This is a genomic window from Geobacter sp. PheSNFMC (genome assembly GCF_059620965.1).
In genome coordinates this window covers 33,734-46,914 of the sequence record NZ_JCAMRN010000014.1, presented here as the reverse complement: position 1 = coordinate 46,914, position 13,181 = coordinate 33,734, and the positions used below count along the sequence as shown (strand labels likewise).

At 58.3% G+C, this 13,181-nt stretch carries 15 protein-coding genes and 1 other RNA gene; 12 read left to right on the top strand and 4 right to left on the bottom strand.

Annotated elements, in window-relative coordinates; genetic code table 11:
* Positions 1 to 145, top strand: a transfer-messenger RNA (tmRNA) gene (gene ssrA / locus AC6CDK_RS04845); the annotation flags it as partial.
* A gap of 418 nt (positions 146 to 563) precedes the next feature.
* On the opposite strand, the gene AC6CDK_RS04840 is transcribed toward ssrA, so the two are convergent.
* Genes AC6CDK_RS04840 through AC6CDK_RS04825 form a run of 4 tightly spaced genes read right to left on the bottom strand, consistent with a single transcriptional unit; the run spans position 564 to position 3,363 of the window.
* Positions 564 to 986, bottom strand: a complete 423-nt coding sequence (locus AC6CDK_RS04840) for a hypothetical protein (protein ID WP_192905227.1) — start codon at positions 984 to 986, stop codon at positions 564 to 566.
* Positions 983 to 2,569: a recombinase family protein gene (locus AC6CDK_RS04835; RefSeq protein ID WP_192905226.1), complete on the bottom strand. Its 1,587-nt coding sequence runs from the start codon at positions 2,567 to 2,569 to the stop codon at positions 983 to 985. The genes AC6CDK_RS04840 and AC6CDK_RS04835 overlap by 4 nt, the downstream gene beginning before the upstream one ends.
* Positions 2,562 to 3,086, bottom strand: coding sequence for a DUF2924 domain-containing protein (locus AC6CDK_RS04830; protein ID WP_192623653.1), 525 nt, complete (start codon positions 3,084 to 3,086; stop codon positions 2,562 to 2,564). The genes AC6CDK_RS04835 and AC6CDK_RS04830 overlap by 8 nt, the downstream gene beginning before the upstream one ends.
* Before the next feature lie 34 nt (positions 3,087 to 3,120).
* The gene (locus AC6CDK_RS04825; protein WP_192623654.1) at positions 3,121 to 3,363 is read right to left on the bottom strand and encodes a hypothetical protein; all 243 of its coding nucleotides are present in this window, start codon (positions 3,361 to 3,363) and stop codon (positions 3,121 to 3,123) included.
* 301 nt (positions 3,364 to 3,664) lie between these two features.
* Between AC6CDK_RS04825 and lexA the strand changes: the two genes are divergently transcribed.
* The 11 genes from lexA to recD2 all read left to right on the top strand — a co-directional run bounded on the left by lexA (position 3,665) and on the right by recD2 (position 13,181).
* Positions 3,665 to 4,297 (top strand): transcriptional repressor LexA, encoded by a 633-nt coding sequence (lexA, locus tag AC6CDK_RS04820; protein ID WP_192905225.1) that lies wholly within the window; start codon positions 3,665 to 3,667, stop codon positions 4,295 to 4,297.
* Positions 4,298 to 4,302: 5 nt separating this feature from the next.
* The gene (locus tag AC6CDK_RS04815; RefSeq protein WP_192623656.1) at positions 4,303 to 5,430 is read left to right on the top strand and encodes a hypothetical protein; all 1,128 of its coding nucleotides are present in this window, start codon (positions 4,303 to 4,305) and stop codon (positions 5,428 to 5,430) included.
* On the top strand, positions 5,423 to 6,490 hold the full coding sequence (locus AC6CDK_RS04810; RefSeq protein ID WP_192623657.1) for a hypothetical protein: 1,068 nt from the start codon (positions 5,423 to 5,425) through the stop codon (positions 6,488 to 6,490). Before AC6CDK_RS04815 ends, AC6CDK_RS04810 begins: the two co-directional genes overlap by 8 nt.
* Before the next feature lie 192 nt (positions 6,491 to 6,682).
* Positions 6,683 to 7,000 (top strand): hypothetical protein, encoded by a 318-nt coding sequence (locus AC6CDK_RS04805; RefSeq protein ID WP_192623658.1) that lies wholly within the window; start codon positions 6,683 to 6,685, stop codon positions 6,998 to 7,000.
* 195 nt (positions 7,001 to 7,195) lie between these two features.
* Positions 7,196 to 7,780 (top strand): sigma-70 family RNA polymerase sigma factor, encoded by a 585-nt coding sequence (locus AC6CDK_RS04800; protein ID WP_192623659.1) that lies wholly within the window; start codon positions 7,196 to 7,198, stop codon positions 7,778 to 7,780.
* A 104-nt stretch (positions 7,781 to 7,884) separates the two neighbouring features.
* Entirely contained in the window at positions 7,885 to 8,223 is a 339-nt protein-coding gene (locus tag AC6CDK_RS04795; RefSeq protein WP_029895089.1) for a hypothetical protein, read from the top strand.
* Positions 8,220 to 9,236 (top strand): PD-(D/E)XK nuclease family protein, encoded by a 1,017-nt coding sequence (locus AC6CDK_RS04790; RefSeq protein WP_144234526.1) that lies wholly within the window; start codon positions 8,220 to 8,222, stop codon positions 9,234 to 9,236. The genes AC6CDK_RS04795 and AC6CDK_RS04790 overlap by 4 nt, the downstream gene beginning before the upstream one ends.
* A gap of 26 nt (positions 9,237 to 9,262) precedes the next feature.
* Complete coding sequence (locus AC6CDK_RS04785) at positions 9,263 to 10,033, top strand: ATP-binding protein (protein ID WP_192905224.1); 771 nt, start codon at positions 9,263 to 9,265, stop codon at positions 10,031 to 10,033.
* 12 nt (positions 10,034 to 10,045) lie between these two features.
* Positions 10,046 to 10,519 (top strand): DUF669 domain-containing protein, encoded by a 474-nt coding sequence (locus AC6CDK_RS04780; protein ID WP_192905223.1) that lies wholly within the window; start codon positions 10,046 to 10,048, stop codon positions 10,517 to 10,519.
* The gene (locus tag AC6CDK_RS04775) at positions 10,519 to 11,001 is read left to right on the top strand and encodes an ERCC4 domain-containing protein (protein ID WP_013258639.1); all 483 of its coding nucleotides are present in this window, start codon (positions 10,519 to 10,521) and stop codon (positions 10,999 to 11,001) included. The genes AC6CDK_RS04780 and AC6CDK_RS04775 overlap by 1 nt, the downstream gene beginning before the upstream one ends.
* Positions 10,953 to 13,181 (top strand): SF1B family DNA helicase RecD2, encoded by a 2,229-nt coding sequence (recD2, locus tag AC6CDK_RS04770; RefSeq protein WP_192905222.1) that lies wholly within the window; start codon positions 10,953 to 10,955, stop codon positions 13,179 to 13,181. The genes AC6CDK_RS04775 and recD2 overlap by 49 nt, the downstream gene beginning before the upstream one ends.

Here is a 13,181-nt window from a genome sequence, read left to right as displayed (position 1 = left end):
CCCAAGGCGAAACCTTAGTGGAATCGCTTCCCGGAAATCCCTGCCAGGGGAGAGTCGGGCGGCTAAATTAAATCCTGGCATAAGCATGTAGACGCCTTCAGTGTATGATCTTCGGACGCGGGTTCGATTCCCGCCACCTCCACCATTTAGAAAAGACAAACCCGTCTCTCTGGGGTCATTCTCCGGGGTGACGGGTTTTCTTTTTCCCCTTGTTTCTAAAGGGTTTGCGCCTGTTTCACATCTTTCCGAAGCACCTCTCCGCACCATCGATTCTCCCCATCCTCGAGCCTTTCTTTCTCTGTTTGGCCCCTGATTCTCTGTTTTCTCCGGACCAAGTCCGAAGCTCGTCCGGAATGCTACATCCTTGATTGATATGGGTTTGCGGATGGTTGCCGTTTTTGGCGGTTGTCTTAGGTCATCGTTCGACGCCGCAACCGGACGTTTTTTTCGAAATCACCTGCATCGGCCGTGAAAAGAAGTGTGGTCAACTCCGGTTTCCTGACCCCAAAGTAGAAAAGCCGACGCTGATGGTCGGCTCTCTGGGGTGGTCTCCGGTCCGGTCGTCAGTCGGTGGTGAAGCCGAACTGGCGGCGCTGCTCGGCCCAGTCCTCGGGAAAGGTCTGGGTCAGCTTGGCCAGCGAGAGCCCGTTGGGTTCCTCACCGTTGATCAGGGCTTCGACGATGTCGGGGGCCAGAGTCGTCAGCTTGAGGATGCGGGCCACATACGAGCCATCGACGTCGAGGGTACGGGCAAGCTCGCTGATGGACTTGATCTGGCCGGATTCGAGGATGTCGGCCCAGGAAAAGGCCCTTGCCAGAGCCTGGAGGACGGCGGACTGTACCGGCTCCTGCGCCCCGGGGATATCTCCATCCAGGGCCTGGGGAGCGATGACCGTCTTGCGGCCGCGCATGCGCCGGATCAGCATCGGGATGTGGATCTGCAGGTTGCCGTTGTCGGCTACGATAATGGTCGGCTTCATTTTCATCGGCTTACCCTCCGTTCGGTGACTTCGCATGCCAGACCAGCCAGCTCGGCGATGAGTGTTGTCAGCCCGTTGGTGCGCAGCTCCATGTCGATTCCGGTCTCGCGGATCTCGACCTTATCCACCAGGAGGCGGATGAGCCGGTTTCGTTCCACCGGGAAAAGGTCCTCCCAGAAGCCCTCGACATTCTGGAAGGCCTCCGAAACGTCCTGTTCCGTGATGCTGTTCCCCTGGTAGGCTTTGCAGCGCTCGCTCACATGGGTCAGTTGTTTCGAGAGCTCGACCGCCTGGCGATTGACCGTCGTCAGCATCTCGGTCTTGCCCGGCTGATCGTTGCCGGGTTTCATCAATTCGAGTGCCTGCTCCCGCGCCTGCGACAGTTCCATCTCGAGTTGGGCTTTCTGCTTGAACAACCGCTCCCGCTCTGCCTGCTCGATGTCCCGGGCCGCGAAGTAGGTCTTGGCCACCAGCGTCGGTGTGCGGAACACGGCGCTCAACTGTTCGATTACCGCCTGCTCGATGTCCCCGGCGGGAATCCGTTTGAGCGGGCACCGGCTCACGGTCCGCTTGCTGTCCTTCTGACAGATGTAATAGGTGTAATGGCGGCCGTTTTTGCGGGCGTAGGTCGGCCCCATCGAGCAGCCGCAGTGGCCGCAGCGGATGACGCCTTTCAGCGGGGCGACCATTTTGGTTCTGGCCATGGAAACCTTGACCGGTTTGTTGTCCTCCAGAATGGCCTGCACCTTGTCCCAAGTCGCCCGGTCGATGATCCCTTCGTGCTCGCCGGGGTAACTGCGATCCTTGTGGGCGATCTCGCCGATATAGATCCGGTTGTTGAGCAGCCGGTAGATGTGGGCGGTGTTCCATTCGGAGCCCTCGCGCACCTTTCCTTTCTTGGTGGTCCAGGCCTTGGTACGGTATCCCTGTTCGTTCAATTCCTGGCCCAGCTTCTTGGCCGAGCCGATCTGGATGAACCGGCGGAAGATGTATTGCACCGTCCTGGCTTCATCTGGGTTGACCAGCAGCTTCTTGTTGTCCCTGTCGACGTCGTATCCGAGGATGGGTACGCCGCCGCAGTATTTCCCCCGGCGCTTGGCAGCCGCCACCTTGTCCCGGATACGTTCGGCGATGACCTCCCGCTCGTACTGGGCGAAGGTGATCAGGATGCCGAGAAACATCCGGCCGGTGGGATCGGTGGTGCTGAAGTGCTGGGTGACCGAGACGAAGCTGACACCCTTCTCGTTGAAGAGGTCGATCATCTTCATGAAGTCCAGCAGCGAGCGGGACAGCCGGTCGACCTTGTAGACGACGATCACATCGATCTTCCCGGCGTCGATGTCCGCCAGCAGGCGGCGCAGCCCCGGACGCTCCATGTTCCCGCCCGAGAAACCACCATCGTCATAGCGATCCGGCAGAGCCGTCCAGCCCCGCATCCTCTGAGCTTCGATATAGTGTTCCGCCGATTCCCGTTGCGCATCCAGCGAGTTGAACTCCTGTTCGAGCCCTTCCTCATGACTCTTGCGTGTGTAAATGGCGCAGCGCAGGGTCTTGTTTTTGCCCGGCGCGACATTGCTGTTATCAAGCATCCGAACCTCCCTCGACTTTTCTGCCGTAAACCTTCTTCAGTCCGAAAAAGACCTTGCCGTTCCACCTGGTCCCGGTGATCTCCCTGGCCACCGCGCTGAGCGACCGGAAGGTGCGGCCTTCGAACTCGTAGCCATCGGCAAGGACGATCACCTCATAGCGCCGGTCGTTCCATACCCGCACCAGCCTGGTCCCGGGCAGGATCGCCTCGTTTGATTTCCGCTCCTCTGGGATGCGTCGATTGACAGTGGCGACCGGGTCCTCCTTGGCGGCCTGCTGAAGATGGACCTTGGCCTGCTCCGACAACCCACCGTAAAAAAGCTCCTGGATGCGATAGGCCAGCCGCTTGATGAGGAATTGCTTCTTGTACTGGGGCGGCTCTTCGCCGTAGAGGTCGAGCCATTTTTCCCGGAGCTGCTCCAGGGACATGGATTGCAGCAGGGCCATCTGCCGAAGGACCGAGTTTCGGGTTCGGTCCTGATTCTTGCCGCCTGTGGCGGCGTTCTGTAACTCATTCATTTTCCACTCCTTATCTTGGTTTCCGGACGAGTTGTCATGAATGAATGCTCTGTTCCGGCAATGAATCAAGTCCTTCTCCGAGCACAGGGGAAGAATCTTCGAAAAACTCTAACTCACTGCCTACACATACTTTTTTGGCCTTTCGGCGCAGGATCGCAGTGGCAAGAATGGAAGCGGCTGACTGGAGCCTCGCCTCACCCGAAAGGCGGCCGGGTTTGCCGTTTTCGCCAAGGTCATCCAACCCCGGCACATCATTCATTTCCTGTACATCCAACATCGAACACCTCCGGTGGGACCGGGGGGCTGGATAGTGTGGATGCCAGAAAACGGCGGCGGTCGGGATGCACGTTCGATGGCACCCACAACCGCCTCAGCTCCGCCTCTGGTCGGTTATCTGGTTTCTAACTGCTCGTCCGGTTTCAAACCGGCATTCTTCAGGCCTTACCTACCGAGGGGCTCGTGGAAGTGTCGGAAATCAGGTGTGAGATTATTTCTTGACCTGATATGCATCAGGTTTATATTATTAGGATTTGCTGGCGCATTGCGCCTTTTTGTCTTTCAACAGAAATGGAGACGCCATGGGCAAAGCGAAGACGGATGAGATAACGCCGTTGCAGCGGAAAACGCTTGAAGCGATATGTCGTTTTGTCGATGCCAAGGGCTTCCCTCCAACGGTGAAGGAACTGAGCGAGATCTTTGAAATCAGCCCGGCGAGTGCCCACGACCGGATCAACCAACTGGTGCGCAAGGGATACCTGAAGCGAGAGGACGGGAAGTCTCGCGGCATTGCCGTCGCCCGCCGTCCCAGCGAGATGGCTGCCTCCCTGGTTTCAGTACCTGTAGTGGGTATGGTGGCGGCTGGCTGCCCCATCCTGGCTGAGGAGAACATCATCGGCCAAGTACTGGTCGAATCGAACGTCGTTCGTTCCGGTCAGCACTTCGCACTCCGTGCGGTGGGTGACAGCATGGTCGGTGCCGGTATCAACGATGGTGATTTGATCATCGTGCGGCAGCAGCCCATCGCCGAGGACGGAGACATCGTTGTCGCGCTGCTCAACAACGAGGCGACTGTCAAGCGCCTGAAAATCAAAGACGAGCTCATCGAATTGGTGCCCGAGAACCCGGAGGTAAGAAAGATCCAGATCAGGCCGGAGGATGATCTTCGCGTGTTGGGTAAGGTCGTTGCCGTTAGGCATAAACAAGGGAGGTAAGAAAAATGGGGAAACCGAAACATCGAACCTTTAACGCAGAGCGGTTTTTGGATAAATTCCAAGGCTATGAGCCCATTCTCCGCAGTTTCGTTGAACTTTGGAATGGCCATCTTGAGCTTGATTCCGCATCGCTTGATGTTCCCCTCTTCAAAGAATTCCTCGTTAATGGCGATGGCTATAGCAAGGATGATCTGCTTGAGAGTCTCTATATGGCTTATGACCTCTGTACAGAGCGAGGTCATGAAGACCTCTTGGCAGCTTGTCAGGAATGCAATTATTCGCCGGAAGGAAACGGGGAGTTGCCGGTCGAGTGCCTGAGCCTTAAGGTCAGAACTGAAAATGAGGAGGCTTTTAATCTCGCATATGATCGGTATACCCTTTGGCGTGCAGAACGATTCACCATATTTCGCGGGAAGACTGCAGCAGCCATTGCAGACGTAGATACAGCTTCCGGAGTCTTTCAATCAAAACTTGCCGAGATTTTCAAAAATCATAAAAACAGTGACCGTGTTCTCGTCCGCTACTATCAAGAAGGAGCATACACTAATTTCATCATTTACCACGAGAAGCGGGTCAAAGCGGAACTGATATTCAAAGGAACCACTGCAAGTCCGAAAGTCTCCCCGACCATCCTACGTCCGGCCCAGCAAGATTTCATCAGCTATAACAACGAGACCGGCCAGATTGAAATTGAGGCTGCTGTTGAAAAAGAAGAGACGGCTCTCCGCAAGGCTTTTGCTGAGTGCTGCCTCAAAGACGAAGACTTTTTCGACTCGCCCGGATCAGCAGATAGACTAAACCTCGCCAGGATCGCGGAGGAGGACTTTGACATGCCGGTTGACGAAGATCATTCAGTCATCCTCGCCGAGATCCATTTCAACCTTCCGCAAGCGCCGTTCCCATCATTTATAGTGCGGTCCAAGAATGTGATGGAGACGCTTGAAAAGACTTACCTGCGTAAGCGTTTGGGGGGTGGCACGATCCGACGGGCCGTATTTAAAATCATGTTCCCCGATGACCGACGGGGAAAACGCATCGAATTGTCCGGCACCAACAAAATCAAGTTCAAACGGGCCACACATGCCGAAGACGTATTCCGATATCTGAAGAATTGGGGGATCGTCGTTGACTGAGGGGCTCCTCAACTTCATCTTTCAGCGTCTCGACCAAGTCGAGAGTCCTGTCTTTCTGCACGGGGAACTGGAGTGTTACCCAGAAGATGAGTTCCGTGTCCTTCGAGAGAAAGGAATCCTGAGGGAAACATCAAGAGCAACGGAGATTCCTCGACCGAAACGTTTCCCCCTAGGTGGCGATCTGATTGTCCGCCAGACCTCGAAGGGCATATTTGGGGTTGCTGATGAGGACAATTATTTCGATCCGATCCCGCTCACCGAGGACGACGTCCGGCAGTATGAACTCTCCCTTCCAAAACTCACGACAGTGATCCGCCAAGCGAATGGCATTGAAGGCAGCGGGTTTGCCAATCATCACGGCCTGATTCCTATGGGGCTTAAGACACTTGATAGCCTCGGGACGTTGGAAATTTTTCTTTCGATTCCAAACCTGGATGAAGATGATGTTATTGCTCGATGCAGGAGACTTGACCGAGAGCTTGATACCGTGGGGATTGTCATTTTAACCCCAGGCGGCATCGCACTTTCCCCAGAAATCCGCCAACAGATGAAACGACTTGGAATTATTATGGTCGCCATCACAACAAACTCTTCTTGTGCTTTCTTGCTGGATTGGCATGCCATTGCCAAGAAAGCGGATTTGCATGTTGCACATTCCATTGATCACGCCGGAGAGGCACTGCGGGAAGACGAATCGAGAGACGATTCTGTAAATACAATAACCGAAGAGGATAAGATCGTTCTCGAACGAAAAGAAATCGGCGAGAGAGTCCACTGGTTCGTGAACGGGGTGGATAAAGGACACATTTTTGTCCGCAATGAGTCCATCGTCGCCAAGATCATGGAAATTCTTTATGATCAGATCGGCCACGGATGGGTGCAGCATAAGACTTTTATGAATGCGTGTGCGTGGAAGAAAGATGAGTATTTTCCCGCTTCGGCAGACCCAGGCCGTATGCAACGACAACTGACTAATATCCGGAAAAAACTAGGTGTTGGTATAGACTTTCGCAAGGGGAAAGGCGTGCGTTTTCCCGAAAACATAGTCAAGTCCAAATAACAGTCCAAAGAAACTTTTCTTAAAAAATATTTCCGCGCAACCGAGGCCGCAGGTGAAAAACCTAGCGGCCTTTTGTTTTTTTGGGCCGCTCATTTTGGACAGTCCAAAGACAAGTCCAGAAAACAGGGCTTCATGAAAACCGGATTTATTCTGCCCTCCAGAAACATCAAACCATGCTTAGGAGGCAGAACGATGAACAAAAAAAATCTCACCCCATCGAAGCGGCGACTCATCGAGCTGATGCAGGACATCAACTTCGGCCGCATCACCAACATTCCGGTCCGCGACGGCGAGCCGGAACTCACCCCTGACACGGTCATCGAGCGCGAAATCAAGCTGGGCGGACAGAGCGGTCCCCGGCCCGAGCGCGACCAGGATGACTTCATCCTCAAGCAAGAGGTCGTGGCGCTGCTGGAGCACCTCGCGCAGATGGGCAGCGGAAAAGTCTGCCTGCTCGAGATCAAGCACGGTCTCCCGTTCCTGATGCGCATCGAGGAACGGGCAGCCTGAACACATAACGACCTGAACCCTTAGACACTGGACAACAAGCTGGACGCATGGCGGAGGCTGTTGTGGGTGTCGCCGAGCCGAATACGGCAATTGGCGGCGTACCTGCGACCCCTTCGCCCACGCGACAGCTTTGTCCTGTGATCTGGCCCGTGCCGACACCCACGCGGACCTCCTCCTCGCTCCGAGGAGGCCCCGATGGTTTCTCAGAATTCTTACGACGGCATCGACAAGTATGCCGCCGACCTCATTCGGCACAAAGCACGTCAACTCGTAGGCAAGGCCGGATTCACCGAGGACGACAGACCCGACCTCGAACAGGAACTGATGATCGATCTGCTGCAGCGGATGCGGCATTTCAATCCCGCCAAGGCCAAGAAGACCACCTTCATGGCCCGGATCGTCGAACGTCACATCTCCACCATCCTGGAGGCCCGGTTCGCCCAATGCCGGGACTGGCGGCTCTGCCAAACCTCACTCAACGAACCCCTCGACAACGGCGAAGGCAACACCACCGAGCGGATCGACTTCCTGGACAGCGAGGGCTCCCTGGGAGGCGGCACCCGCGAGACAAGGGAGCGTCTCGCCCATGAGATCCGCATGGACCTCGACCGGGCCATCGCCTCGCTGCCGGAAGAGCTCCGGGATCTGTGCGTGCGCCTGCACGACAGCACCATGGCCGAAATCGCCCGGGAGATGGGCATTCCCAGAACCACCCTCTACGACCGACTGAGCAAGCTGCGGGAGGCTTTCAGCGAGGCTGGCCTGACCGACTACCTGTGATCTCCGACGCATCGGCTCCGGCTCCGGTAAGTAAGCACCGTGCCGCATGGTGCGGCTATCCGGGGCCTCGGAAATCAGAACCTGAACAAAAGAGGAGTTCAACCATGACTCACGACACCTACAAGTACCGTTTTGACGAGTCGGTCCCGGCCCAGGAACTGGAAGACACTTTCATGCTGGCAATGCTGGCCGTCGAAAGCCTGCATGGCCGTTCCCGTGTGCGGATGGAGAGCCGGTTCAATCTGGACAAGGCCCGACGCACCTGCGTGATCGACGCCTCCACCGATGTCGGCAGCGACCTCGCCCGCATCTTCACCGGCTTCGCCACCAAGGAATACGGCGAACGCTCGGTCCTGATCGAACGATCCCAGCCGTCGGGTTGCGCCTGTGCCTCCAAGCATCGGGCAGCGCCCGCCGCCGCGACAGCGGGGGTGGCGGTATGAGCGAGCTGATGACCACCACCTATTCCATGTGGCGGCTGTTCCGCAACTGCCGCATGGCCTGCAAGTGGCGCTATATCGACGAGCTGGTGCCACTCGAGCGCGACCCCAATCTGGCCTTCGGCTCGGTCATTCACGACTGCCTGGAGTGCTGGCACGGCGAGCGGGATCTGGCCAAGGTCCTCGACCACATCGACCGGACCTATCCGAACAGGGCGCAGGACGACCATCAACAGGCCGACTGGCATCTCGCCCGGGCCATGATGAGCGCCTATGCGAAACACTACCCGGCCGAAGAGTTCGAGGTCGTCGCGCTCGAGAAGACCTTCGAAGGTCCCATCGTCAACCCGGCGACCGGGGCGACCTCGCGCAGTTTCATTCTCGCCGGGAAGGTGGACGGCATCGTCCGTCAGGATGGCCAGTATTTTCTGCTGGAACACAAAACCGCCGCGCAGATCGACGCCAGCTATCTGGAGCGGCTGTGGACTGATTTCCAGATCATCCTCTACGCCTGGTACCTGGAGCAGACCCTCGGCATCACGGTCAGCGGCATCATCTATAACGTCCTGGTCAAAGCCCGGCTGCGCCAGGGCAAGGGTGAAACCGAAGCTGAATACGAAGCCCGCCGAGACGAACTGATCGCCAAGTCGAAAACCGGCAAGAGCAGCGCCAAGCGCAAGCTGCCGGAGGACGACGAAACCTTCCAGCAACGACTCCAGGAGAAGTACCTCGAGCCGGGCATGTTTCATCGCGAGGTGCTCTACATCTCCCGAGACCAGTTCGAGGAACTGCGGGCGGAGCTGTGGGAACTCTCCAAGGCCATGCTCGACGCCCGTCGGCGCGACACCTTCTACCGCAACACCAGCTACTGCTTCCAGTACGGAAGACCCTGCGCCTACTTCCAGCTCTGCCGCTCGGGCGGCAACCCCAACGTCATCGAAAACCATTTCCAACGGATCGCCCCGCACGAAGAGCTGCGGGACGGAGCCGGTGAAGACGCCGCTCCGGTGTTTTGAAATCCCAACCATAAGGAGACGAAGCCATGCTTCCCAAGACCAAAAGCAAACCCAAACACACGCTCTCGGACCTCACCGCCCTGGTGTACGGCCCGAGCAAGATCGGCAAGAGCACCTGGTGCTCCAAGGCCAATGACGCACTGTTCCTGGCGACCGAGCCGGGTCTGAACGCCCTGGAGGTGTTCCAGACCCCGATCACCTGCTGGGACGACCTTCTGCAGGCCTGCGCCGAAATCGCCGAGGGCAAGCACGATTTCAAGACCATCGTCGTCGACACGGTGGATAACGCCTACAAGATGTGCTCGGACTACGTCTGCAAGAAATTCAAGATCGAGCACGAATCCGACCTGGGCTACGGCAAGGGCTACGCGCTGATCAACAACGAGTTCCATCGTGTCATCAACAAGCTCGCCTTCCTGCCCTATGGGCTGATCCTGATCTCCCACTCCCAGGAGCGGGACATCGAGACCCGGACCGGCAAACACACCCGCATCGTGCCGACGTTACCGGAAAAGGCGCGGAAACTGGTCACCGGCCTGGTGGACCTGATCCTGTTCTGCGACCTGGACATGAAAACCGGCGAGGACGGCAAGCCTGTCTGGCAGCGCGTGATGCGCACCAAGCCCAGTCCCAACTACGACGCCGGTGACCGCACCGGCCGACTCCCCGAAGTCATCCCCCTCGATTTTCCGAGCTTCATGAAAGCGTTCAACAACACGGCAGCCGGAGCTGCGGCGAGTGCCGCCCGGCCGAAGCCGGAGCCGACCGCGAGTGCGGTGGCGAAACCACAACAGTAAGGAGATCCAACCATGGAAAACTACGAAAACCAATCCAACAGCAACCTGGACCTGGCGCAGTTCGACGACGCCTTCGAAACCGCCGAAGTCGAGGAACGTGAGTTCGAGGCCGTCCCCGACGGCAAGTACCAGGTCAACGTCGACCGGGTCGAACTGACCCGCGCCCAGACTTCGGGCAATCCCATGCTCAAGTGGACCCTGCGCATTCTCGCGCCGACCCACAAGGGGCGTCTGCTCTGGCGCAACAACGTCATGGCCAGCAACGAGAACATCAAGTGGCTCAAGCAGGACCTCTACACCTGCGGGCTGCAGCTCCAGAAGCTCTCAGACCTGCCGGGCCACCTCGAGCAGCTTCTCAACATCAAGCTGGAGGTGACCAAGCGCACTCGCGGTGAAAACGAGAACATCTACTTCAACCGTCGCATTGTCATGGCCGACGATGCCGGGGCTCCCGGCGCGGCGATGGACGACATGATCCCGTTCTGATGATGGACCGGATCACCGTTGTCGTCGACACCCGCGAACAGGAGCCCTACAGCTTCGATAGTGACAAGGTTTCGGCGGTTCGCAAGGCGCTGCCCGCCGGTGATTACTCGCTGGTCGGCCTTGAGGAACGGGTGGCGGTGGAGCGCAAATCCCTGACGGATTTCGTCTCCACCGTCATCCGGGGGCGCAAGCGGTTTCACCGCGAGCTGGAAAAGCTCTCCGCCTACGAATCCGCCTGCGTGGTTGTCGAGTGCAACTTTCGCGATCTGGTCGATGGCCGCTACCGCAGCGATGCCCACCCGCATGCGCTGATCGGAACGGTCGCCTCCATCGTCGTCGACTTCGGTGTCCCCGTCTACTTCTGCTCGGACCGGCAGGCCGCCTGCCGTTTTGTCGAGGAGTACCTGACACGTTTTCACCGGAGGATCGCGAGATGCCAAAAAGAAATGAGAGTAACCCGGCGCGACTCCGGGGAAGAATAGAGCGCGTTTACTATGCCGGACCCAAGTTTTCCGCAGGCCGACTGCTCACCCCGACCGGTGAGGAAGTCCAGTTCGCGGGCAATTTGTTCGCCCGGGAAAATCAGCCTGTGGTCCTGCTCGGGTCGTGGTCCACCCATCCCAAATACGGCCGTCAGTTCAAGGTCGACGGGATGGAGCACGACCTCGAACTCGATCCGGAGGGGCTGATCCACTATCTGGCCAACCATCCGGAGATCAAGGGCATTGGTCCGGCCAAGGCCAGATTGATCGTCGAGAGTTTCGGCGACGCCTTTGAAGAAACCCTTCTGAATGACCCCGAACGCATCGCGCTCAAGGCTCGACTGCCTCTGGACGCGGCCCGGCGGCTGCGTGACGAATGGTTGAAGAACCGCAGCGTCAACACCGTCATGGCCTGGCTGTCGGCATTCGGTCTGACCCATCATCAGGTCACCACCCTGGTCGAAAGACTCGGCGGCAACTGCCTCGATATCCTGAAGGAAGACCCGTATATCCTCATTCGGGAGATCCGGGGATTCGGCTTCAAGAAGGTCGACAAGATTGCCCGCAAGCTGGGCACCCCCAAGGACCACACCCCTCGTATCCGGGCCGGGTTAAATTTCTGTGTCCGTGAAGCCCTGGACAATGGCCACTGCTGGATCGAATACGAGGATCTGGTCGACCAGGCCAATCTTCTGCTGGTCATGGATGCCCTGGACAGCCGGGTCCGCATCGAGAGCGCCCTCGACGCGCTCATTGAAGAACAAGCGCTTGCCTGCGATTCCCACGGCGGACGTTTCGTGGTCGCTCTGCCGGAGATCGTCCGCATGGAACGGGAGCTGGCCTCGCTGTTCGGCCAGGCCGAAACACCCAATCCTCATTTCCAGTCCGTCAAGAAACTCGATGCCCTGATTCGGCGCTGCGCGGCGATGCTGAACGAGAAGCAGCTCGACGCGGTCCGCTCGGCCCTCAAGCACAGCATCAGCCTGATTTCGGGTGGAGCCGGTTCGGGCAAGAGCTACACCATTTCGGTCATCAACACGATCTGCGAGGAGAGCGATCTGGAGGTCGTGCTCGCCGCGCCGACCGGCAAGGCCGCCAAACGCCTGGAGGAAGTCAGCGGTCGCAGCGGCACCACCATCCACCGTCTGCTCGGCTATGACGGCAAGGGGTTCTCGCGCAGCAAGGAGAATCCCATCGATGCCGACGTCTTGGTGGTCGACGAGTTTTCGATGGTGGACGTGCCGTTGGCTTGGCACCTGTTCGAGGCGGTCGATCTGTCGCGGACCACGGTGCTGCTGGTCGGGGACCACAACCAGCTTCCGCCGGTGGGACCAGGGAACATCCTGCGCGATCTGATCCAGACACGCGCCATCCCCACGGTCATCCTCGACAAGGTCGTGCGTCAGGCTGGCGTCCTCAAGGAGAACTGCACTGCCGTTCTGAAGGGCGAGGTGCGCAAGACCAGCGAGGCGTCGGTGGGCGGATGCCGGGATTGGTATCTGGTGGATCAGTTCACCGACCCGATGGCGGCACGCTCGTTCCTGCTGGAGCTGTTTCAGGAGCGGCTCGATGCCCTGGGTTTCGACATCATCAAGGACGTGCAGGTGCTGACGCCGACCCACAAGGGGCCGCTCGGCACCAAGGAATTGAACGAGGAACTGCAGCGGCTCATCCAGCGCAAGCTCTGGGACACCGAAGTGCCGCCGGTCGCCATGGGCCGCCGCGCCCCGTTTCTCAAGCACGACAAGGTTATCCAGACCCGGAACAACTACGACCTGAACGTGATGAATGGTGCCATCGGCTATGTGGTCGATGTTCTCACGAACGGCACCCTGGTCATCGATTTCGACGGCATGCCGGTGGAACTGGAAAAGGGTTCGCCCGACCTGCAGGATCTGCAGCTCGCCTATGCGCTCACCATCCACAAAACCCAGGGGTCCGAATTCCCCTGCGCCGTGGTGGTGGTCCACAAGGCGCATTCCTTCATGCACCACCGCAATCTGCTCTACACCGGGGTGACCCGCGCCCGGCGCACCGCCATTGTCCTGGGCGACCATTGGGGCATCCAGAATTGCGCCAAGCGTTGCCAGGTGGATGACCGTCGGACCTTTCTGCCCCTGTTTCTGGACGCCGCCCAGCACGCGGAGGCCGATTTCGCCCGTGTCGCGGAGGTCGAATGA

Bases quoted from the DNA above. Each gene is read 5' to 3' on its own strand.
- AC6CDK_RS04780 (WP_192905223.1), top strand. From the start codon at position 10,046: ATGGAAAACTACGAAAACCAATCCAACAGCAACCTGGACCTGGCGCAG.
- AC6CDK_RS04840 (WP_192905227.1), bottom strand. From the start codon at position 986: ATGAAAATGAAGCCGACCATTATCGTAGCCGACAACGGCAACCTGCAG.
- AC6CDK_RS04795 (WP_029895089.1), top strand. From the start codon at position 7,885: ATGACTCACGACACCTACAAGTACCGTTTTGACGAGTCGGTCCCGGCC.
- lexA (WP_192905225.1), top strand. From the start codon at position 3,665: ATGGGCAAAGCGAAGACGGATGAGATAACGCCGTTGCAGCGGAAAACG.
- AC6CDK_RS04815 (WP_192623656.1), top strand. From the start codon at position 4,303: ATGGGGAAACCGAAACATCGAACCTTTAACGCAGAGCGGTTTTTGGAT.
- AC6CDK_RS04800 (WP_192623659.1), top strand. From the start codon at position 7,196: ATGGTTTCTCAGAATTCTTACGACGGCATCGACAAGTATGCCGCCGAC.
- AC6CDK_RS04830 (WP_192623653.1), bottom strand. From the start codon at position 3,086: ATGAATGAGTTACAGAACGCCGCCACAGGCGGCAAGAATCAGGACCGA.
- AC6CDK_RS04805 (WP_192623658.1), top strand. From the start codon at position 6,683: ATGAACAAAAAAAATCTCACCCCATCGAAGCGGCGACTCATCGAGCTG.
- AC6CDK_RS04790 (WP_144234526.1), top strand. From the start codon at position 8,220: ATGAGCGAGCTGATGACCACCACCTATTCCATGTGGCGGCTGTTCCGC.
- AC6CDK_RS04825 (WP_192623654.1), bottom strand. From the start codon at position 3,363: ATGTTGGATGTACAGGAAATGAATGATGTGCCGGGGTTGGATGACCTT.
- AC6CDK_RS04835 (WP_192905226.1), bottom strand. From the start codon at position 2,569: ATGCTTGATAACAGCAATGTCGCGCCGGGCAAAAACAAGACCCTGCGC.
- AC6CDK_RS04775 (WP_013258639.1), top strand. From the start codon at position 10,519: ATGATGGACCGGATCACCGTTGTCGTCGACACCCGCGAACAGGAGCCC.
- recD2 (WP_192905222.1), top strand. From the start codon at position 10,953: ATGCCAAAAAGAAATGAGAGTAACCCGGCGCGACTCCGGGGAAGAATA.
- AC6CDK_RS04785 (WP_192905224.1), top strand. From the start codon at position 9,263: ATGCTTCCCAAGACCAAAAGCAAACCCAAACACACGCTCTCGGACCTC.